The sequence below is a fragment of the Klebsiella sp. GB_Kp056 genome, assembly GCF_040064755.1.
GTDB classification, from domain to species: Bacteria; Pseudomonadota; Gammaproteobacteria; order Enterobacterales; family Enterobacteriaceae; genus Klebsiella; species Klebsiella quasipneumoniae.
Genome location: NZ_JBEAJA010000053.1, coordinates 248,489 through 269,068 on the forward strand (window position 1 = coordinate 248,489; position 20,580 = coordinate 269,068).

Here is a 20,580-nt window from a genome sequence, read left to right on the forward strand (position 1 = left end):
CACAAAAAACAGGAGGCTCCTGTGAGCTCAGGTGCAAAAGTAGTAGCCGCGTTTATTCGCGAGACAACGCCAGGAATCACGCCAACAGCAGGGGCGTGGAACCTGCTGCGTCGTTCTTCATTTGGTCTGAAACCAACGCAGAACACCAATGATAATGACGAAATCGCTGGTGACCGTATGGCGCAGGGCGTTTCACGCGGCACTGTGGATGTCGGCGGTGATGTCGGTACGCGGTTTCGCTGGAACCAGCATGATGATTTTCTTGCCAGCTGCTTCGGTTCCGAATGGGTAAATAACGTGCTGACGATGGGTAACGGTCGCATTACGTTCTCCGTGGCGACTTTTGCCAGTGATGTGGGGATCGCCCAGATTGCCCGCGGTTGTCAGGTTGGCACCTTCCAGATGGAAATCCCGGCCGATGGTGATATCACTGCAACCATTACATTTGCAGGGCTGGACTGGGAGACGAAGGGGGACGATACCAGCTATTTCACCACGCCAGTGGATTTAGCGGGGGCGCTGCGTTACTCCTTCAAAGAGGTCACCAACATCCGGCTAAATGGTGTTGATGGCGGGACAGGCTTCTGCGTCGACACCTTTAACATTCAGTTCGACAACAATATGCAGACCCAGCGCTGCATCGGTACCGGTTCGGCGTTCGCCGGCGCAAACATTCCGACAACCTTTACCCCGTCAGGTCAAATCACGCTGTCATGGTCAAAAGCTGCCTGGGAGGTTTACAAAAAAACGTTCACCGGCGAAACGGTGCCGTTTAGCTTCACCCTGGAGAATGCTGAAGGCGCCTATACCTTCGATTTCCCGGAAGTGCAGATCTCCGGCGACTGGCCGGATGCGGGGAGCACTGACATTGTTCAGGTTCAGCTGGATATCACCGCGGCCAATACTCCGCCGACGATTACGCGCGTGCCTAAAGTGCCGGCGACGGCAATCAGTGTTGCGCCAGCCACTTCAACTGGCGCCGTGGGTTCTACTGTGACGTTAACCGCCACGCTTACGCCAGCTGATTCAACTGATACCGTCCAGTGGACGTCATCGGATCCGACTATCGCCAGTGTGGTTTCTACCGGGCAGAAAACAGCGAAGGTCACGCGTAACGCAGCCGGTACTGCAACAATAACCGGTAAGGCCCGCACCTTTACGGCAACGTCTGAAATCACCGTTACCGCGCCTTAATTTACCTGGCCCGTTCTGCAGTCATCGCGGAACGGGATTTTTTGGAGTCTTTATGCTGATTATTTCTTCTCAAATTGATTTGAACGGAGAACGCTGGTTTTTCCCTTACAAAAAGCCAGCAGGAAGTAAAAAGAAATTCACGCCGGAAGACGAGGCGCTATTTAAACTCCGTCTGTTGGTGGCCAGTAGCGAGAATCCACAATACCGCTCACGCAATGCGCTGGTGCGGCGCCATATCGACAAAATGGACGCGAGCTACCGGGTCGGTACGGATGCTTTCGATCTCGCCAGTGTGGGCGAGATTGACTCGGTTGATGATCTTCTCATCGACAATTGCGCGCGCTTTCTTCTGAAAGACTGGGAAGGCGTGGGGGAGCTGGTGGATGGTACGGAGACGGCGGTAGCGTATACACCGGAGCGTGGTGTTGCGTTACTGAAGCAAAACCCCTCTCTGTACTGGCTTATTCTGGCTGAGGCGGCGAATATTGCTCAGGGTAAGGAGCAGCAGACTCAGGAAACCGTAAAAAAGCCATAGAGGCCCAAAAGTGGCTAAAGGAATTCGCCGGCGAGCAGGGCGAGAAAGCAAAGTGGCGCAGGGAGAAACTAAATCTCCCGCCCATTCCGGAGCCTGAAATCGATGCAGTCACTGGGGAGATCCTCAACGCTTACGCCATGATATCGCGCGGCAGGAAGTATGCCGGCATGGCCGGAGTGCCGCTCCCTCTATCCCTGAACGATATCGAGCTTTACCTAGCATCGCGCACCATCCTGATCGACCGCATTGAATTTGATGCAGCGATACTGGCCCTTGATGATGCCTGGAGGGATGAGTGGGCAGAGGCACAGAAACGTACAGCAGATAAGAAAGGAAGTAACTGACCTACCATTAATGGTGGTCCATGCTCCTGAAAGTCGATGATAGGATGTTTCCGATTGCAATCAAAGGAAACATATAATGAAAAAAGTCATCGCTTTGGCGCTTGGAGCGCTGTTACTTTCTGGTTGTACAGTACGTGTTGCAGATTTGACTGTGGCGAGTACTAAAAATTACAACCTCAATGGGGGTAAGTTCTACAAAGGGAAACGTGTAACAGCAGAAGATAGCTATCCGGTTATCATCTTCCCTCTTGGCATCCCGAACGTTAAAACAGCCGCTGATCGAGCGATTGAAAAAGATCGCTGTGCAGTTGGTCTGTCTGACGTAGTTGTCACTCAACTTAACCACTCCTTCCTGTTCGGTAAGATTGGTCTGCGTGTTGAGGGTAATCTTGTGATTGACCGCAGCCTGCCGGGTTGTGAGAACGCAAGCTGATTGATAAAGCCACCATCGGGTGGCTTTTTAATTTATGGGGTAGATAAGTGAAGATTATTGGATACTTAGCGATTGTAATAGGGGTGATCTTTGCTGTATCGGCGCTATTTATGGATGTGACAGTAGCGACAAGCGGTGGCTATAGGGTTAACAATCTTGGATTAATGTCATCGCGCCAAAATTACATGATATTTGGAGGTTTCGTAGCCATCGCAGGTATCATTATTGCTCTGGTGGGAGATAAGCTAAAAGCGTCCGGAACTTCAGTCAAATGCCCTTACTGCGCAGAATTAATAAATTCCGAAGCGGTGAAGTGCAAGCATTGCGGGAGTGATGTAACTCCTTCGAAGATAATAGCTAACACTGACAATACTGGAGCTAGTGATAGGCTGGCTGATGTCAATGTAAAGTTAATCGCTGGAATTGCAATTACTGTCTTTGCGGTGATTATCGTAGCAATAATTTTTTACCGCCAATGAAGTAAAGACCCGACAGTTTCAAAAAGTTCCAACCTCGCTTTGGCGGGGTTTTTTATTGCCCGGAGAAAAGCACGTGACAGAACAAACCTCCCGCCTGGCCATTATTATTGACAGTTCTGTGGCAGAAAAGCAGGCTGACAATCTCGCAACTGCACTTGTAAAAATGACGCAGGCAGGTGAACGTGCTGCCACCAGTGCAGGGAAAGTGACAAAGGCCACTGATGAAGAAAAACAGTCCCTTTCTGAACTTTTAGATCGTATCGACCCGGTAAACGCCGCCCTGAACAAACTGGATAAACAACAGCAGGATCTTGCGAAATTCAAATCCAAGGGGATGGTAGATACCGATACATTCGATCTTTATTCAAAGAAAATCGAGGAAACACGAAACAGGCTAACAGGATTTCGCGACGACCTTGGTAAAACCGGCCAATCCGCCGCCCAGACTGCCTATGCCATGCGCATGATCCCGGCTCAGATGACAGATATTGTTGTCGGCTTATCCACCGGTCAGTCTCCGTTTATGGTGCTGATGCAGCAGGGCGGGCAGTTGAAAGATATGTTCGGGGGTATTATTCCTGCAATTAAAGGTGTATCCACCTACGTCATGGGGTTGGTGAATCCATTTACAGTAGCTGCGGGGGCAGTTGGTCTTCTCACTTATGCTGTTTATCAAAATCGGCTGGACATTGAAGCGGCAACAAAAATTGCTACAGAGTCGCTTGGCACTAACGGTGATGCTGCCGAGCGTCTTGCACTTAATATGGTTGCGATATCCGATAAGACGGGGCTGGCGATCGAAGACGTCGGCAATATGTTTATCACTACGAATGACGGTGCCAGCGAGGCAGTAAATAAATTAATTGATGTGGGGTTTAGTTACGATGAAGCACGACAAAAAGTCTCACAATATAAAGATTCGGCTAATTTTACGGCTCTGAATGCTGATATTGATATGCATCGTCGAGAGATCCTGAAAATAGGCGACTCATGGACGGCTGCGGCTATAAAGGTCAAAAATTATTACACAGCAGCCGACAAAGGTAAGCAGAATGTTGCCCTTGGTGGTGCAATAGACCCCACAATGAGATTTATCGGCCAGGCTATCGACCTGCAATCAACGATGAATGCTTTGACCATTCAGGGTAATAAAGCTGTTGCAGAGTCTGTTGACTGGATTAATAAGGAGTATCTGGAGGCAGATAGAGTTGCCGGTGCAGAAGCTCGGTTAAAGGAGGCAAGAGAGCAGTCCAGAAAAATTGCTTTCTCAGGAAATAAAGAAGCCATCGATCAGGCAAATGCGCTAATTGCTGTACGAGAAAAGGAACTTGAGCAGGCTAAAAAGGCTGAACAGCCTAAGACCCACAAAGGAAAAGCCTATACAGAGGACGCGGCAACCCGGCTGCTTGATCAAATAAACCAGCAGACAACTGCCTTGCAGTCCCAGCTGGATGCCAGTGACAAGCTTAACAGCGCAACCCAGGCGCGGGTAAAGTTCGAACAGCAAATTGCTGACCTCAAGTCTAAAACGCAGCTCACAGCCGACCAGAAGTCGATTCTTTCCCGTTCTGATGAAATCCTCCAGGCGTATAAGCAGCAGGAGGCACTGCAAAACTCCGTAAAAACCCTGGATGATTACCGGAAAATGCAGGAACAGGTAAAGACGAAGGATGAGCGGACCAACGATCTGCTTAAAACCCGTCTTGAACTGCTGGAGAAAGCCAAAGCAACCGGGCAACTAAAACCCGGTGAATATGAAAAAACACGGGCAGATATTTATCAAAACACCGATATGCAACTGCCCTCGACGGTTCGTAATGTTGTAGGAAACCTGACACCCACAGGAGGGCGACTCTCTGGAACTTTTGAGGGGATGCAGGGGCAAATCAATGAATATGACCAGGCGCAGCAGGAGCTCCAGCGCTGGCTGGCAGCTCAGGAGGAAGCTTATGCGAAGGCCGGCGAAATAACTGCCGAGGGTGAGGCAAGAATGACGTCGATTCGTCAGCGTGCAGCGGATGCAAATCAGGTCATCGAGGCTCAGAAAAACACCATCATATCTGTGGCCACGCAGTCCTTGTTTGACAGTACCGCCGACATCATGCGAACGGGGTTTGGTGAGCAATCGGCAATCTACAAGGTTGCTTTTGCTGCGAGCAAGGCATTCGCTATCGCTGACTCTATGGTGAAAATCCAGCAGGCTATAGCAAGTGGGGCAGTAAGCGCGCCTTATCCGGCCAACATCATCGCTATGGCCTCAATCGCTGCGCAGACTGCCAGTATCGTCTCAAATATCCAGGCTGTTTCAGGAGTTGGCTTCGCCTCCGGCGGTTACACCGGCCCCGGTAGCAAGTATCAGCCCGCAGGTATTGTTCACAAAGGAGAGTACGTCTTTGACCAGGCGTCAACGAACCGGATCGGCGTGTCTCAGCTTGAGGCACTTCGAAATGGCCAACCGCTAGATGCAACTCTGGGGCGTACAGGGTTTGGTACTGGTATTCAGAACGTTAACAGCGACAACAGCAGCAAGACCACCATCCATGCTCCCATTGAGCAGCATTTCCATACCCCGCCCGGTGTGACACCTGATCAGATGGCTCTCTCCATGGCTCAAACGCAGAAGCGGGCGACAACGGAAGCCCTTGATCAGGTTGCTGCGCAAGTGTTGAGAGGAGATGGGAAAGTTGGTAAGGCAATGCGCAGTAAATATCCAGGCAGAGGGTTAGAGTGATGACTGATATCTACTACCCGCATGACAGTCTTCCGATGCCATTACAGGAAGGATACGGATTCCAGCCTGTAAGCCCGTTAAAACGAACCCAGTTAACCACCGGCCGCGCGCGGCAAAGGCGAGCTTATACGTCCACACCGACGCAAGCCAGCATCACCTGGTTTATGGAAACCGATGCGCAGGGACTGGCGTTTGAGTCCTGGTTCCGTGATGCGTTATCTGACGGGGCTGCATGGTTCATGATGAAGCTGCAGACGCCGGCAGGCATTAAGTTTTACAAATGCCGCTTTACAGATATTTATCAGGGACCGGTACTGGTGGCCCCGATTTACTGGAAGTACACAGCGACGCTTGAATTATGGGAACGCCCCCTTGCTCCTGCCCCATGGGGTAATTACCCGGAATGGATCGTCGGCAGCTCACTGCTGGATATTGCGCTGAATAAGGAGTGGCCGAAGCATGACTCAGATTAAACGCCTCTACGCCAGCAGCGGGCCGGAGGTGGTCATTGAGACGCTGCAGATCACCATTGGTTCTGACGTCCATTATCTGTGCCAGGGCTACGAGGGTATTACGGCAACGACGGAGAACGGCGATACCGTAACGTTTACCGCCTGTGCGATAGACATTGCTCTGCCGGCGCGCAATGCGGACGGTACGCAAGATTTGAAATTTGCCCTGTGCAATATCGATGGTGTTGTGTCCACGGCGATCCGCAATGCCCTGGCTAACAGATTGCCTGCATCGCTGACGTACCGGCGTTATATCTCCACGGATTTAGCGGCCCCTGCGGAAGTGCCGTATACGCTGAAAATCAAGTCTGGTTACTGGACGGCGACAGAGGCGCAGATTACCGCGGGTTATATGAATATCCTTGATACAGCTTGGCCACGTTACCGCTACACGCTACCTGTATTCCCCGGACTGCGTTATATCAGCTAAGGGATCCCAATGTTCAACCCTGATAAATACCGTTCTGTTAAATGGCAGAAGGGCGGTAGAGCCTACCCGCTACTTGACTGCTTCGGCATTGTGAACGAGATACGCCGCGATCTGAATTTACCCGTCTGGCCCGATTTTGCCGGGGTCACCAAAGACGACGGCGGCCTCGACCGGGAAGCGCGCCGGATGATGCTTACCCTTGAGCGCTGCGAACCCTGCGAAGGGGCCGGGGTGGCCTGTTATTCCGGGTCGACTGTCACCCACGTAGGGATCGTGGTCAGTATCGATGGTCTGCTGCATGTGGCGGAATGCAATCCGGGAACGAACGTCACCTTTCTGCCGTTGCCGCGGTTTAAGCGGCGATTTGTCAAAGTGGAGTTCTGGCAATGACCATTCGTTTTTACCCGTCCCGGCTTCCTGGTGAACCACTCGAAACGCATGAGCATGGTGTAACCAGTATTCGCAGCTGGCTGGTGGCAAATGTTGAAGGCTACGAGGATCGGGATGTCCCACCGCTGACCGTTGAGATTGAGGGGTTGTTAATTCCGCCAGGCGAGTGGGCTAAGTGTGTGATTCGCCCTGATAGTGATGTCAGGCTTTATCCGGTTCCCTTCGGGCTGGAGGCCGCCACAATCGCGTGGATCGGCGTCGGTATCTCCGTTGCCGCTGCAGCCTATTCGCTTTTTATGATGAGCAACATCGATAAGGGTGGCTATACCTCATCCACAGGGCGGAGTCTCGACCTGAACCCGGCAAAGGCAAATACGGCAAAACTCGGTGATGCCATTCGTGAGGTGTTTGGCCGGGTGCGTATCTACCCTGATTATGTGGTGCAGCCGGTTACCCGGTTTGATGACGCCGATCCTACGAAAATGCGCGTCCAGATGCTGCTGTGTCTCGGTGTCGGTGATCTGATTTATACCAATGGCGATATCCGGGTAGGCAGCACTCCTGCATCGACGCTGCCTGGTTTCAGCAGCATCCATTACCCGCCAGGCGCGGACGTTTCCGGCGATGAGCGCAGTGAAAATTGGGTCAACAGTACGGAGGTCGGTGGGACATCATCCGGTACAGGGCTGGATATGGCCCAGACGTCGCCGGATGCCGACGATATTATCGCAGACAGCATGACCGTATCCGGTTCGAGCGTAACGTTTACCGGGCTGGATACGGATGATGATGACGATAATGACGAGAACGATAACGCACTGCCGCCCAGCTGGGTCGCTGGCGCCGTGGTCGAACTTAAAGCCCCGGCGAACTACCAGATCACCACGGCGGCCGGATACAGCGTTATCGCAAGCCCACTGCTGACGGAGATCGCGCCGGTAGTAGGTATGCCGGTGACGCTGGGGTTTAACTCTGTCGATTACGATCTGTTTATCGCGTCATATACCCCTGGTCAGGCTGCAGTGCCCGGCACAGGGGGGAGTGCGGCAAAACTCCAGGCCAGTGCGGCCCCGACCACCTACGATTTTTCGACCAGCTCCAGCACGTTCACGATCACCTGGCAGGGGATTACCTACCCGGTGTCGCTGGTGGCTAACTACGTCTCGATGTCGGGGCTGCTGGCGGCAATCACCGAAGGACTCACTGGCTCCGGCCTGGTTGCACAGGACAATGGCGGCACCGTACTGATAACGGAGTCGGCCAGTCCATTCGCGGGTGGGGCGATCACATCTTCTGCGCTGCCTGTAGCTGTTTTCGGTGATGCCCCGGTTTACACCTCCGGCACGGCATCAACCGGCGGTAGCCCGGCGGTAACGGCGAATGTGACGCTTGCCTATAACAGTGCCACGGGAACGGCCTTTTCCGGCATGCCGGAGGGGGTGCAACGGCTTTCACTTGCCCACCGTGGCAACGAATATCAGATCATCTTGGCCGACGGCACAACGGCGACGGTGGCGCGCCTGATTAATGGTGCCGTTGATGAGTCATGGCCGGGATTCACCGCCAGGACGATGATCGACTATGAGGCTACTGGCCTTAACGACACGCTGAGCTGGCTGGGGCCGTTCCTCGTATGCCCTGAGAATGAAGTGGTGGATGCATTCGAGGTGAATTTCTCGTTCCCGAACGGCATCTGTGGTTTTGACAGTAAGGGCAAAAAACGGATCCGCCACGTTGAGTGGGAGATTCAGTATCGCGTCTACGGTTCCGGATCGGGGTGGGTGGGTCACCAGGGCGAGTATGCGCTGAAAAACGTCAACGGGTTAGGTTTCACTGAGCGGATCACCCTCAGCTCTCCGGGGCTGGTAGAGGTTCGCTGCCGTCGGCGCAATGAGCAGGGCTCAAACAACGCCAGGGATTCGATGTACTGGCAGGCACTGCGCGGGCGACTGCTGACGCGCCCTTCATCCTATCCCGGCGTGTCGCTGATGGCAGTGACCGTTGAGACGGGCGGGAAGCTGGCGGCGCAGTCGGACCGCCGCGTAAACGTTGTGTCCACGCGGGCCTACGACTCAGGAACGGCCAGAACCATTTCTGGGGCGCTGCTGCATGTCGGGAACTCGCTGGGACTGGAGATGGATGTCGACACCATCAACGTGCTGGAGTCTGCATACTGGACGCCACGCGGCGAGTATTTCGACTTTGCTACCGGCGACAGTATCTCAGCGCTGGAAATGCTGCAGAAGATAGCCAATGCCGGGAAGTCACGTTTTCTGCTGAGTGATGGCCTGGCGACGGTCAACCGTGAGGGGATTAAGCCCTGGACTGGCGTGATCACTCCGCATGAGATGGTGGAGGAGCTGCAGAGCGGATTTACCGTGCCGTCCGACGATGATTTTGATGGTGTCGACGTGACGTACATCAACGGCGTCACCTGGGCAGAGGAGACTGTTAAATGCCGGACGCCGGACAATCCCACGCCGGTGAAAATCGAGAACTACAAACTTGATGGGGTACTGAATCAGGATCACGCCTACCAGATCGGCATGCGTCGCCTGATGAAATACCTGCAGCAGCGGGTGACATTCCAGACCACTACCGAGCTGGACGCGCTGTGCTACAACCTGGGCGATCGCATTGTGCTCACGGATGATATTCCGGGTAACAACACGATTTCCTGTCTGGTGGAGGCGATGACAACGGCTGGTGGCGTGACAACGTTCACCGTCACGGAGCCGCTGGACTGGTCGTTTGAAAACTCCCGCGCGCTGATCCGCTATCAGGATGGCTCTGCCTCAGGGCTGATGGTGGCGAGCAAGGAGGGTGATTTTCAGCTGTCAGTCCCGCACCTGAGCGAGTTTGATGACCCGATGAAGGTTGACCTGTCGTCGGCAACCATCGAGCCGATCCGCCTGGTGTTCTGCGGCTCAACGCGCCATGTCTACGACGCCATTGTAGAGGAGATCGCCCCGCAGTCAGACGGAACCTGTCAGGTCACCGCTAAAGAATACCTGGAATCGTTCTACCAGTACGACGACGCCACATACCCCGGCGACGCTGCTTAATACCAAAAAAATCCCTTTCAACTTTTCTTTCGCTCAAACCCTCGTTTGGGCGAACGCCTTTTTTGGAGCAAAAAACATGGCCTTTAACCCGGAGCTGGGGAGCTCGTCTCCTGAGGTGCTGCTCGATAATGCCGAGCGCCTGGATAAGCTGGTCAATGGGCCCGCCGCAGATGTTCCCGACCGTGGTGGTGATCCTCTTTATTCATGGCGCCAGATGATGGCTAAGAATGACGAAGTTCGGCAGAACCTGATTCCTCTCAGTAAGCAATATATGACGCTGGCAGCGGCGCAGGCGGATATCGCGAATATCCCTGAGGGGAGCACCACGTATTACCGCAGCCCGGACGACAGCGCGCTCGCAATCGAGGTGATGAACGTTGGCGGGACGCTGCAGCCTACCGGGCGAAAAATGCCTTCTCAGCAGGCTGTAGACCAGATCAGGCAACAGATTAACTACGACTCTGTGCAGATCCTTAAAAGCGCCTATGACGAAGATGGCAATGTTTACCTTCTTCTCGATGAGTTTGGTGAGCTTTTTATTGCGAACCTCGGTCCGGTTTCAGTTCAGGAAAAGTTCAGAAAGCTGGATGCGCTAATTCATAAAGACCGCGCTGCTAACCTGCATGAGTTTCCGGATAAAAATGCAAACGTACCCGCTTTTATTGATGAACTGGGTGATTTGTATATCGCTGGTCTGGCCCCCTTTTCTGTTGCACAAAAAATCAGAGCCATCGAATCTTCAATTGTTAATAACGATGAACATGACATAACGCACCAGTACGATTTCAACGGGCGTCTGATTTCCTTTCAGGATGCTTTTGGGGAGGTGTTTATCCCCGGTCTTGATAAATCAGTTCAGGAGTCGATAAAGGGGATCAGGGAGAACTACCAGCGTGACCGTGCGCCGCATATTCGCCGCCTGACGGATGCGCAGAACCGGGCGCTTGAATTTACTGATGAGGATGGAAGTTATTATCTGAAGGGGTTTGGTGGGAAATCGCTGGAGGAACATTTTAACTCGCTCAAAAAGCGCGTTAACACGCTGTATAAGGCGAAAGCGATTTTTGATGCCTGGCTGGACTTTGGTATTGACTGGAACGGTAACGAATCCATCTCACTGCAGATGCAGACCGCAGTCAACTATGTAAGCAAGTTGCCATATGGTGGCGAAATCGTTTTTCGCCCTGGCGTATATCGCCTGCATACCTATATCACTGCGAAACCTAACGTGACGATCCGCTGCGTTCCAGGCGCGGTATTCATGCCGATGCTGGCGAATGCCGCGTTTTATTACCGTTCGCCGCAGGAAATCTACCTCGAAAACTTTAACCTGATTGATGTCGAGATCGACGGTTCTGAACAACACTCGCCATCCTATGACGTGGGGGCAAAAGGCACATACCTGCAGTATTTCCGTCAGTGTATGTTCCTGCGCTGTAACGTTCACGACACCGGGGCCACCGGTATCGGTAATGATTATCCTGACAGGTCTTTTGTTCTGGACTGCCAGACGGATAACTGCGGACGCCTGGCACCTGACGGCAGCGGCGGTGCTTCCGGTATCGGGATCGGCCTGGGTGCCATGCAGGACGAGCCCTTGATAGTGGCGCGCACCATTAACCGCAACAGCAAAAACTTCGGCATTTTCTTTGAGCAGCAGCGCCTGTCAGGGCCCGGTCAGCCTTACGTATCCCGGCAGATTATCGTATCCGATGCCGTATGTACCGGAAACGGGCATGGGTTTGGCGACTGTGGCGCATCCGGACTGGTGGTGGTCAACGGCCAATTCAATGACAACCTCAAAACCGGAATCAGCATTGATGCAGGAACGCTGGCTAACAACGGTATCGCTCCCCGACCGGGCAAGAACGGGCTGATGCTGAACTGTCAGGCGGAGCGTAACGGGGTGACCGGGCTCCATTATGACTCGACCAAAATTCAGGCCGATGGCGGCTATTCATTCTCCGACATGCACATCAACGATAACGCCCAGGATGCGATTTTAATCGAGGCTGGCGCTAACACCCTGGCGGATGTTCGCTTCGACAATATGGATATCAATAATAACGGTCGTTATCCGGTGAATGTTGCCAGCGGCACCTTTACCGACCTCGACTTCACGAATCTTCGCATGCTGCGAAATGGCGGTGATACCGCGTTTAAGCTGGACGGCAATATCACGCGGGGCTCGATTCATGGCTGTAAGCTGCGTTCGCAGAATGACGCTGCAGCGATTACCGGCGCAGGGACTATCAGCCATTTCGACATCGCCGAAAACCAGTACACCGATACCAACAGCAACCCCATCAATCTCACCGGCACACTGACTAACGTCACCTACGGCCGCAACCCAGGACTGGAGTAATTATGTCTTTAAAAACCGTATCCAATATGATTTATCAGGGTGATATCGCTGACCTGCCGCCGCTGACGGCTCCGATGCCGCGAGGGGGCGTTTACTATGCCGACCTGGTGAACAGCCTCTTTGTCAGCAAGCCGGATTCGAATTTCTCGAAGAACCGTAATTACGCCACGGCCCTCTCTTTCACCCGTACCACGCTGGCATCCTTCATCAGTGCCGCAGGGAATCTCGAATATGCGGCCATCAATACACCACGCATCGATCGCCATCCGGCGACCAGAAAGATTCTGGGTATGCGGGTGGAGAACTCGGCGACGAACTATGCACTGAGTGCACTGGATCAGACCGCCGCGAACTATGTGCCGTCGGGCCTGACGGTATCCGCGCCAGCTGCCGGGTGGTGTACCCTTACCGAAAGCACCATGAATGAAGCGCATGTGCTCATGGATAACCAGAGCACGATTGATCCGACCCTGTATAACGTGGTGTCCCTGTTTGCTAAAGCCGGGTCAGCACAGTACCTGCAGATTCAGGTTTTAGGCGCAGGGGCTCAGGCGTTCGCTAACTTTGACGTACGCAATCAGAAGGTTACCAAAATGGGCCGTCTTGCCGTCAGGGCCAACATCTTCCAGGGTTTCAATGACAGCGCCCGGTGTGTGTTGTGTGTGAAAGGAAGCGGGAATACTGTCGGCTCGGTTAAATACAGCCTGATTAACGATCCGCTGGCAGAGCCGGATGTCGCCTACGTCGGAACAGGGCGGACCATGCAGGTCAGTCTGATGCAGATCGAGAAGAACACCTATCACGCCAGCTCCGCGTTCTTTCCTGATGGCGCGGTAGGTGGCACTGCCAGCGCGAACCGCCAGGCAGACGCCGCCCGTCTGCTGGATATTCCTGCGGGCGTGAAATCAAACTTCTCGGTGTTTGTGAAGGGGATAATGACCCCGGCGGCACTCGGCAATGCTGGCGGCAATATCCTGTTCTCTCTGCTGAATAACACGGCACTGAAATACATTGGTTTCGGTCTGGGCGCGGCTGACAGCTCCAATGCGTTCCAGTCCCTGGCTGCGCATAACATTAACGCCGGTAGCACGCTGGCGGGCATTCCGTTTACAGGGAAAATGTTTTCACAGTATGGCGAATATGCACTGATGATCACCCTGAACAACGGCGTTCTCAAGGTCTATTCCGGTATGACTGATAACCCGGAAACTCTGCTGACCGGATGTCCGGCATTTGATTACGTCATGCTGGGCAGAAACAGCTCGGTTTCTGGTTCTACAGTGTCAAACTCTGGATTCTGGGGAGGCTGGCTGCAGAAAGCCGTACTGTTCGATTCGGCGCTCAGTGACGCGGATATGATTGCGCAGTTTGACCTGCTCGCATAACAGCGGTTTGCCGTAGGAAGAGTTAATTTATCCCCCGGCATTATTCCGGGGGATGATTTTAATTACACCAGAGTCGACAGCAGCACATCAAAACTCGTGAATTGCTGAGCCGGGGAATAATCTTCCGGCACAAAATAGCGATACACCTTAGCCTCAAATGGTGCTGAGACGTAAAGCACATCACCGCCGTTTCCTGGTGCAGACCCCAGGCGCAGAAGTGTGGGGGCGCTGTTGCCGAGTACCGAGTAGACCCATCCAGAACCTGCATTTTCCGCCAGGACAATGACAGCGACAGTATTCCCGGAAGACGTGTATTCCACCGAAAAATACACCCTCTGCTTGCCCCCCTGAACGGTTGCCGCCAGTGCTGCGGAAGTGTTTCCCCTCTCCGGCGGGACATACGCGATCTGCTGTTCGCTCCACGCAGACCCAGCCCATGTCGCAACGTAGACCCCGAACTTACTGAACCAGGTCCCGGAAGGATCATCCACGGTTCTGAAACGGTAAGTGATATGCGACAACCCCTCGCCATCAAACGCAAATTTCGCAGACTGAATCCCCATTTTCAGCCCGTCACTTATCGCCGGGTTTTCACCCGGCTGCAATGGCTTATACGCCAGCTGTCCCTGCGTTACCGGCATTGGGAGGGGCGTGTTATTTATTGTTCTCATCAGTCCATCAGTACCAATGACGCCATATTCTCCGACATGGCGGACGGCAGACGACGGGTAGGCCGACCACTGAAACAGAAGATGGACGCCATCCTCGTTAATGGCTATATCATCCGGGTAAATAGCGCGGTTGGCTGTTTCAGCCACATGCGCATAACGGGTCCATCGCAGCGTGCCGACGTCAAAGCGATAAAGGATACCCCCGCGTTTATTTTCCCCGGTGGTGCTCCGGCTGGCGATCCGCATCAGGCAATATACATCACCATCGGGACCTCTGCCGGTGATCGGGTACGTCCAGACCCAGTCCACATCCGGAAAGTCCAGGGTCGCATCCACCATTTGCGACACGTCGCCAGGGCGCGCGCTGCGAAAGTACCGCAGCAGGTTAACGTGCATCGACGTAAACACGTGGATATATCCCGCACCGTCCACAACCACAGATGGCTGATTATGGCCCACGTCATTGTTAAATTCCGCGACCGTCCCGTCGACGTTCTTACACATTCCCCGCGTGAGAGTACCATCGGCATCACGGCGAACGATTTCGACCTGATGATAACCGGCGGTACCGTACTCTTTACACAGCCCGTAACATTCCACTCCCTGAAAGCTGTCAAGGGGGTGCCACCACCCCGCCTGATTGCTCTCAGATGCCTGGTCTGAAATAACCGAAATCGACAAATCAGCCATTCACCGTTACTCCCAGATAACGCGCCCGTTTAATAAGGCGTTCTGCCACCCGCTCCATTTCACTGTCACTGAGCTTGCGGTCATAGAAAGCCGAACCATAGCCTGCCCATGCTGCTGCCAAGCCTGCCTGATTGGTCCCTCCCATCCAGGTGGCAGTCGTCCCGCTGTTCACCGCCGTGGAGGTGGATTTCTGAATGCCTGAAGCCGTCACAATACCAAACGCATGCCCGGTGCTGTCACCACACAGGAATACGGCGAACGCGCCCGTTGCAGGCGCAGTGATATCCGAAACGCTGGTACCGGCATCCATGACGCGCTGGAGCTTTTTGCTGGCATTCGTGCTGATACGAATATTGCGGTGACGCAGTATCCCTGCATCCGGACCCACGTCGACCAGCACGATAAAGGTGTAAGCATCCGGCGTAAAGGTGCCCAGAGTCAGACGGCTTTCCGTACCCGCTGCCGCTGCGACACCTTTTGCTACCAGCTGAGCAATACCGGACAGCGCAAAGGTACCTCCGAGGCTACCGAAGTTTTTAAGGCGCCGACCAGCCGGCAGCAGATCGCTTTCCAGATTGGCCCAGGCTAGCGGGCCAGTGACCGGCGGAAGATAATTATTTGCGTACGCTGATGCATCGGTGCCAGCGGCCATAATTGCTGTGCCCATAGGGATACTCCTTTACTGTAAGTTAAGTGCGCGCTCAGCCATACGCTGGCGGGAATTGTGATAAACGGCCTGGACCTGTTGCGCAGAAAGCGAATGGTCGAAGTAGATGAATTCAGCGATGTCGAGATTTTTGGTTTTGAACATGGCGTTATCACACCACCCGTTGCCAATGGCGATGTTGCGGCCGGAAAGAATCAGGCGATCTGCATCGGCCTCGCGCAGCATCTGATATTCTTCGCCACCTACGCTGATTGCCTGGTAACGCAGTCCGCTGCCCTCAAGTTTCACCACATGTGAAATGAACAGCCACTGGCCGACAGGAGGCTGTAGTGTCGGATAATGCCGGGACGTTCCCCGGTAACCGGAATTTTTCACACGCAGCCATCGCCGATCATCCCTGTCGGAAAACATCGACAGCTGATTGCCGGTGTAGGTGTCGTCGTCATCCCGAAGTGAATACCCGTTCTGTGTGCCGTAAATCACCACGCAGTCGGTTAACGGGGCCTGTTCAGGTACCCTGACCACCGCGCAGACAGTGTATTCCCCGGCATCGGGGATATCGGTCATCAGCGCGCCGCCCCAGGCGGAGATCGAAATGTAATTGTTATTGAATTCCGGCGCGGCCTGCGGTGTCAGCGTTTTATACCCCACACGGCTTGTATACGACGTGGACTCATAGCCAAACAGCCAGTGCGCTGCTGCGCTGCTCTCCAGTACAGAGGGCACAGGTTCGACGCTACCGCCGCCTCCATTCTTGCTGACCACATCACCATTTAATTTCACGCCTTCGATAACATACCCGAAGGGGTCAACGGTACAGCGTGCCCAGTCCGGCGCGTCAAATATGATGTTATCCCCGGCATACAGCCGCCCCTGCTTATCAACCAGAATCAGCTCGTTCCCGAATTCATCAGGGAAGGAAATAAGCGACTCTGAATCTGACAACTCATTATTTCCGGCAACCAGCGCGCCTCTTTCGGAAAACAGATTCACCGCATAACCGAAATCATCAACCAGCGTCAGTAGCGGCCCTGTTTCTGACTGGATCAGTCTGAGTTTCCTCGTTTCGAAACTATTCTCAGTGATCCGCCCGGCTTCATATCCCCATTCATCGCATAAAGAGAGCATGGTCTGGTCATCGCTGCTGAATATCAGACCTGTTCGGGCCATGACCTCCGCCGTTACCGCCTGGCTGATGGCCGCCACCAGGTCATATGAAGGCATACGGCGCCCGGTAGGCTGCAGCGTCCCGCCAGCGTTCATCACCTCGATTGCGAGCGCGCTGTCGTCCGGGCTACGGTAGTACGTGGTCGAGCCCACCGGAATATTCGCGATATCCGCCTGTGCAGCCTCCAGCGTTTGATACTGCTTACTGAGCGGGATGATGTTTTGCCGAACTTCGTCATTCTTAACCATCATCTGGCGCCAGGTATCGAGCGGTTCGCCTGCGCGGTCGTTAACCGTTCCGGCCGGACCGTTAACCAGCTCGTCAGCGCGTTTGACGTTATCCAGGAATATTTCAGGCGTCGTCGTTCCCAAAGGCGGGTTAAGTTCGGCCATGTTTTTTGCTCCAAAACGGTGTTCGCCAAAACGAGGGTTTGAGCGAATGGCCGCGGCTTTTTACAATCAGCCATTTCAAAGGGTTACAACATGCTGATTGGCTATGCGAGGGTATCCACCGGGGATCAAAACCTCGATTTACAGAAAAACGCTCTGATCCGCGCAGAATGTGAGCTGGTTTTCGAGGATATGGCCAGCGGGAAGAATGCCCGGCGGCCAGGGTTAAAGCGAGCGCTGCGACGGCTCCGCCCGGGTGATGTGCTGGTGGTCTGGAAACTGGATCGGCTTGGCCGCAGCGTGCGCGATCTGATTACGCTCGTATCGGAGCTACAGGCGCGCGGGGTGAATTTCCGCAGTCTTACCGACAGCATCGATACCAGTACGCCAGCAGGCCGTTTCTTCTTTCATGTCATGAGTGCGCTGGCAGAAATGGAACGAGAGTTGATCGTCGAACGTACTCGCGCTGGTTTAGCCGCAGCAAGGGAGCAGGGGAGAATTGGAGGGCGGCGTCGGGTAATGACGACTGATATCGTGGAACATTGCCGCCGGATGCTCGCAAATGGAGCTACCCGACAGCAGGCTGCAGATGTTATTGGGGTTGGGGTAAAGACGATTTACAAATATTTCCCTGTAGCTGGCGTAGGGAATTTTGAGAATCAGTAATCGTCAGGGATGTTGGAGATACCGCCCCACACGATAATCAGGCCAAGTATAGTCATGGCAAATAAGGTTACAGATACGCCTGAGATGATTAAAAATGTCATATAGTTCCTTGAGGTGTGTGTTGTCATTCATTAGACAGCAGGAACTGTAGAAGGTTGTGAGCTTTACAAATTTCTGGCAATCGTTTTTTGGTTAAGTAAACGGCCAATGGCTATATGTAAGAGTTAGTTGGGAACCACCAAGTACTTACTCGGGAACCTCTTGGTAAAGAATTGCAGGGATAATCGGAGATAGTTTGAAGACTACTAAGATATTTCCCCGGAAAACATTGCCTCATCCTTATAAACTTAAGGATTTCAACGTGGTAAAGCCTGCTGCTATTACAAAGTAGTCAGCAAGATAGATTCATGGTACATGACAAGTAGAATGGTTCATTTATATAAAGAGGCTTCGCCTTCAGGACGCGTTTTGAATCTGCGATGCATCCACAGGTATTGCTCAGGGGCTCGGAGAATTTCATGCTCGATGATCTTATTCATATAACCCGCTGCGGCGACCTTGTCTTCCCCTGGATAGCCTGACAACGGATTGCTGATATACATGCGATAACCTTTTTTATCGCTACGTCGAATCATGCTAAGTGTGATCAGTTGTGCACCTGCGAGTTTTGACAGAGCATATGTTCCGTTCGTTGAGGCTGCTTTTTTTACCGAGAAAAAAGGTGCAAAAACGCTTCCCTTAGGCCCATAATCCTGATCTGGTGCAAACCACACGGCTTCACCAGCTTTCAATGCATGAACAAAACCAGATAAATTACGCCGATTAATCATCGCCTTATTTGAACGCATACGCCCTTTTGTCTGTACCCATTCCATTAATAGATTATTGTGTGGGCGATACGTAACCATCATAGGATGGCATAACCCCATTACTCTTCCACACAACTCAAGGGACATAAAATGAATCCCGACAACCATTACCCCTCTGGTCGCACCGGTCAGGTTTTCAAGCCCTTCGACATCAAACCATTTTTTGACTCTCGCATCACTCCAGAACCAGGCCATTCCTGTTTCCATCAGTCCCAGTCCGAGAGAAACAAAGTTTTTCTTGACCATCTGGTTCCGGGCAAACGGTGTCATTCCTGGAAAGCAGAGTTCGATATTTCTAATCGCAATTCCTTCCCGACGTTTCAGAAAGGGTCTGGATATTTTTCCAAGACCAGAGCCCAGAATATGTAAAACCGGGTAAGGAAGCTGAACGAGAAGCCACAGCAGACCCAAACCAGTCCAGGTAAGCCAGTAGCGGGGATGGAGTAAATTATAAGTAAAAGTCTGTGACATAAATTTCCTTAATGCTAATGGAGTTATAACGCAAAAGGGAAACAATGAGGCAATTCGTCTTTAGCGATACATTTTGTTTTAGACAATTTAAACCCATCTAAATTCAGAAAAAATATTTTTGCAATGACTGGCAAAGGATTTAAAGAGTCAGGAATGAATTGTAAGCCAGCAAAGTTATTCTGTTATAAATTCATGTTTTATCATTGATACTCAAGAAATTGTCTTCTGGATTCATCATCATCAAGGTACTCAAAAGAAAGAAGGCGAATTTTGGTATGTTTATAAAACCACTCACAATCGTTTCGTTGAATAATTTCGCCTGGTTTGAAACATATCCCGGATGCCACCCGGATAATGGCATATTTACCATTACTAAACCTGACCCGGTGAATACAGAAAGGTTGGCCAGCCTGCCCGTGACAGCTGTTCGACAGGATATGTCCTTCAATAAAAACAGATTTTTTAGATTTCATTATCATACCCTCGACAACTGCAGTACAGGAGGAACGTTGTCATTTTCCGACATCACTGACGTTAAGTGGCAGAAGCTAATCAGCCGCCGATACACCAGCATTCTGAAGGTCTGAACAACAGTCCGCAGGCAGGGCACTCAAGAACCGCATCTTTTCTTAGCTTACCTGCTTTCTGATCGGCTCTGTGTGCGCATACCGGGCAGGCAACATGAACCGGTCTTTCTTTAAAATATCTGAGCCCTTTTGTATAAGACATAAATGATTCTCTGAGGAATACAGTAATTATTATACGCTTTAATATAAAAATAACTGGCATAAGTTATGTTAAGTTGTGTCTGAATGAGGTTATCAGATATTGAAAATTGAACGTCTCATTTATGGTACACTACCCTTTCGTGAGAAATTTAAGATGAAATCAGAAGACACCCTTGACTGGTATCCGGCACAACTACCGCCTGTGAAAATTATTCTTGGCGAAGCCGTGCTGGCTGTGGGTAAACAGGGCCGACCGATTAATACCCGCACCTTGCTGGAATACCTTCAGGTCATGCAGGACAAACAAAAAAGGCGGGATGACAAAATCGCCATGCAGACTGCGATTGATGTTCTCAGGGATAATCAGCGCATTAACGGCAGACGTTAATGCACCTCCG

General features: G+C 52.5%; 19 protein-coding genes. 14 read left to right on the plus strand and 5 right to left on the minus strand.

Annotated elements, in window-relative coordinates:
• The first annotated feature begins 21 nt into the window (after positions 1 to 21).
• The 12 genes from ABLV52_RS14935 (at position 22) to ABLV52_RS14990 (ending at position 13,863) form a co-directional block, all read left to right on the plus strand.
• Positions 22 to 1,194, plus strand: coding sequence for a phage tail tube protein (locus tag ABLV52_RS14935; protein WP_232647379.1), 1,173 nt, complete (start codon positions 22 to 24; stop codon positions 1,192 to 1,194).
• A 52-nt stretch (positions 1,195 to 1,246) separates the two neighbouring features.
• Positions 1,247 to 1,729 (plus strand): hypothetical protein, encoded by a 483-nt coding sequence (locus ABLV52_RS14940; protein ID WP_100157601.1) that lies wholly within the window; start codon positions 1,247 to 1,249, stop codon positions 1,727 to 1,729.
• 167 nt (positions 1,730 to 1,896) lie between these two features.
• The gene (locus tag ABLV52_RS14945) at positions 1,897 to 2,073 is read left to right on the plus strand and encodes a hypothetical protein (protein ID WP_114264685.1); all 177 of its coding nucleotides are present in this window, start codon (positions 1,897 to 1,899) and stop codon (positions 2,071 to 2,073) included.
• Between the two features lie 76 nt (positions 2,074 to 2,149).
• Positions 2,150 to 2,506 carry a hypothetical protein gene (locus ABLV52_RS14950; RefSeq protein ID WP_004217333.1) on the plus strand — a complete coding sequence of 119 codons (357 nt, stop codon included), beginning with the start codon at positions 2,150 to 2,152 and terminating at the stop codon, positions 2,504 to 2,506.
• A 47-nt stretch (positions 2,507 to 2,553) separates the two neighbouring features.
• On the plus strand, positions 2,554 to 2,985 hold the full coding sequence (locus ABLV52_RS14955) for a zinc ribbon domain-containing protein (RefSeq protein ID WP_227542082.1): 432 nt from the start codon (positions 2,554 to 2,556) through the stop codon (positions 2,983 to 2,985).
• A gap of 73 nt (positions 2,986 to 3,058) precedes the next feature.
• Positions 3,059 to 5,716 carry a phage tail length tape measure family protein gene (locus tag ABLV52_RS14960; RefSeq protein WP_232647376.1) on the plus strand — a complete coding sequence of 886 codons (2,658 nt, stop codon included), beginning with the start codon at positions 3,059 to 3,061 and terminating at the stop codon, positions 5,714 to 5,716.
• Positions 5,716 to 6,189, plus strand: a complete 474-nt coding sequence (locus ABLV52_RS14965; RefSeq protein WP_048968368.1) for a hypothetical protein — start codon at positions 5,716 to 5,718, stop codon at positions 6,187 to 6,189. The genes ABLV52_RS14960 and ABLV52_RS14965 overlap by 1 nt, the downstream gene beginning before the upstream one ends.
• Complete coding sequence (locus ABLV52_RS14970) at positions 6,176 to 6,658, plus strand: DUF1833 family protein (protein WP_124990309.1); 483 nt, start codon at positions 6,176 to 6,178, stop codon at positions 6,656 to 6,658. The genes ABLV52_RS14965 and ABLV52_RS14970 overlap by 14 nt, the downstream gene beginning before the upstream one ends.
• Positions 6,659 to 6,667: 9 nt before the next feature.
• Positions 6,668 to 7,048, plus strand: a complete 381-nt coding sequence (locus tag ABLV52_RS14975) for a hypothetical protein (protein WP_023322461.1) — start codon at positions 6,668 to 6,670, stop codon at positions 7,046 to 7,048.
• Complete coding sequence (locus tag ABLV52_RS14980; RefSeq protein WP_117132362.1) at positions 7,045 to 10,113, plus strand: host specificity factor TipJ family phage tail protein; 3,069 nt, start codon at positions 7,045 to 7,047, stop codon at positions 10,111 to 10,113. The genes ABLV52_RS14975 and ABLV52_RS14980 overlap by 4 nt, the downstream gene beginning before the upstream one ends.
• A gap of 76 nt (positions 10,114 to 10,189) precedes the next feature.
• A complete protein-coding gene (locus ABLV52_RS14985; RefSeq protein WP_348890550.1) occupies positions 10,190 to 12,478 on the plus strand; it encodes a right-handed parallel beta-helix repeat-containing protein in 2,289 nt (762 codons plus the stop codon).
• A 2-nt stretch (positions 12,479 to 12,480) separates the two neighbouring features.
• Positions 12,481 to 13,863, plus strand: coding sequence for a hypothetical protein (locus ABLV52_RS14990; RefSeq protein ID WP_102095291.1), 1,383 nt, complete (start codon positions 12,481 to 12,483; stop codon positions 13,861 to 13,863).
• Between the two features lie 62 nt (positions 13,864 to 13,925).
• Here ABLV52_RS14990 and ABLV52_RS14995 read toward each other — a convergent pair whose 3' ends face one another.
• The 3 genes from ABLV52_RS14995 to ABLV52_RS15005 are packed head-to-tail and all read right to left on the minus strand — an operon-like array spanning position 13,926 to position 17,451.
• Positions 13,926 to 15,224, minus strand: a complete 1,299-nt coding sequence (locus ABLV52_RS14995) for a BNR-4 repeat-containing protein (protein WP_124990315.1) — start codon at positions 15,222 to 15,224, stop codon at positions 13,926 to 13,928.
• On the minus strand, positions 15,217 to 15,891 hold the full coding sequence (locus ABLV52_RS15000) for a hypothetical protein (RefSeq protein ID WP_032412789.1): 675 nt from the start codon (positions 15,889 to 15,891) through the stop codon (positions 15,217 to 15,219). The genes ABLV52_RS14995 and ABLV52_RS15000 overlap by 8 nt, the downstream gene beginning before the upstream one ends.
• A gap of 12 nt (positions 15,892 to 15,903) precedes the next feature.
• The gene (locus ABLV52_RS15005; RefSeq protein WP_124990313.1) at positions 15,904 to 17,451 is read right to left on the minus strand and encodes a hypothetical protein; all 1,548 of its coding nucleotides are present in this window, start codon (positions 17,449 to 17,451) and stop codon (positions 15,904 to 15,906) included.
• Between the two features lie 90 nt (positions 17,452 to 17,541).
• Here ABLV52_RS15005 and ABLV52_RS15010 point away from each other — a divergent pair, with 90 nt between their 5' ends.
• The gene (locus ABLV52_RS15010) at positions 17,542 to 18,114 is read left to right on the plus strand and encodes a recombinase family protein (protein WP_050887852.1); all 573 of its coding nucleotides are present in this window, start codon (positions 17,542 to 17,544) and stop codon (positions 18,112 to 18,114) included.
• Positions 18,115 to 18,545: 431 nt separating this feature from the next.
• Here the strand turns inward: ABLV52_RS15010 and lpxP are convergent, their stop codons facing one another.
• On the minus strand, positions 18,546 to 19,454 hold the full coding sequence (gene lpxP / locus ABLV52_RS15015) for a kdo(2)-lipid IV(A) palmitoleoyltransferase (protein ID WP_023279062.1): 909 nt from the start codon (positions 19,452 to 19,454) through the stop codon (positions 18,546 to 18,548).
• Positions 19,455 to 19,654: 200 nt separating this feature from the next.
• Positions 19,655 to 19,927 carry a hypothetical protein gene (locus ABLV52_RS15020; protein ID WP_181941403.1) on the minus strand — a complete coding sequence of 91 codons (273 nt, stop codon included), beginning with the start codon at positions 19,925 to 19,927 and terminating at the stop codon, positions 19,655 to 19,657.
• Positions 19,928 to 20,336: 409 nt separating this feature from the next.
• Here ABLV52_RS15020 and ABLV52_RS15025 point away from each other — a divergent pair, with 409 nt between their 5' ends.
• Positions 20,337 to 20,570 (plus strand): hypothetical protein, encoded by a 234-nt coding sequence (locus ABLV52_RS15025; RefSeq protein WP_004132711.1) that lies wholly within the window; start codon positions 20,337 to 20,339, stop codon positions 20,568 to 20,570.
• Positions 20,571 to 20,580 lie beyond the last annotated feature (10 nt).

Coding starts and splice junctions, on each gene's coding strand:
- ABLV52_RS14940 (WP_100157601.1), top strand. CDS start 1,247: ATGCTGATTATTTCTTCTCAAATTGATTTGAACGGAGAACGCTGGTTT.
- ABLV52_RS14945 (WP_114264685.1), top strand. CDS start 1,897: ATGGCCGGAGTGCCGCTCCCTCTATCCCTGAACGATATCGAGCTTTAC.
- ABLV52_RS14950 (WP_004217333.1), top strand. CDS start 2,150: ATGAAAAAAGTCATCGCTTTGGCGCTTGGAGCGCTGTTACTTTCTGGT.
- ABLV52_RS14965 (WP_048968368.1), top strand. CDS start 5,716: ATGACTGATATCTACTACCCGCATGACAGTCTTCCGATGCCATTACAG.
- ABLV52_RS14970 (WP_124990309.1), top strand. CDS start 6,176: ATGACTCAGATTAAACGCCTCTACGCCAGCAGCGGGCCGGAGGTGGTC.
- ABLV52_RS14975 (WP_023322461.1), top strand. CDS start 6,668: ATGTTCAACCCTGATAAATACCGTTCTGTTAAATGGCAGAAGGGCGGT.
- ABLV52_RS14980 (WP_117132362.1), top strand. CDS start 7,045: ATGACCATTCGTTTTTACCCGTCCCGGCTTCCTGGTGAACCACTCGAA.
- ABLV52_RS14985 (WP_348890550.1), top strand. CDS start 10,190: ATGGCCTTTAACCCGGAGCTGGGGAGCTCGTCTCCTGAGGTGCTGCTC.
- ABLV52_RS14990 (WP_102095291.1), top strand. CDS start 12,481: ATGTCTTTAAAAACCGTATCCAATATGATTTATCAGGGTGATATCGCT.
- ABLV52_RS14995 (WP_124990315.1), bottom strand. CDS start 15,224: ATGGCTGATTTGTCGATTTCGGTTATTTCAGACCAGGCATCTGAGAGC.
- ABLV52_RS15000 (WP_032412789.1), bottom strand. CDS start 15,891: ATGGGCACAGCAATTATGGCCGCTGGCACCGATGCATCAGCGTACGCA.
- ABLV52_RS15005 (WP_124990313.1), bottom strand. CDS start 17,451: ATGGCCGAACTTAACCCGCCTTTGGGAACGACGACGCCTGAAATATTC.
- ABLV52_RS15010 (WP_050887852.1), top strand. CDS start 17,542: ATGCTGATTGGCTATGCGAGGGTATCCACCGGGGATCAAAACCTCGAT.
- lpxP (WP_023279062.1), bottom strand. CDS start 19,454: ATGTCACAGACTTTTACTTATAATTTACTCCATCCCCGCTACTGGCTT.
- ABLV52_RS15020 (WP_181941403.1), bottom strand. CDS start 19,927: ATGAAATCTAAAAAATCTGTTTTTATTGAAGGACATATCCTGTCGAAC.
- ABLV52_RS15025 (WP_004132711.1), top strand. CDS start 20,337: ATGAAATCAGAAGACACCCTTGACTGGTATCCGGCACAACTACCGCCT.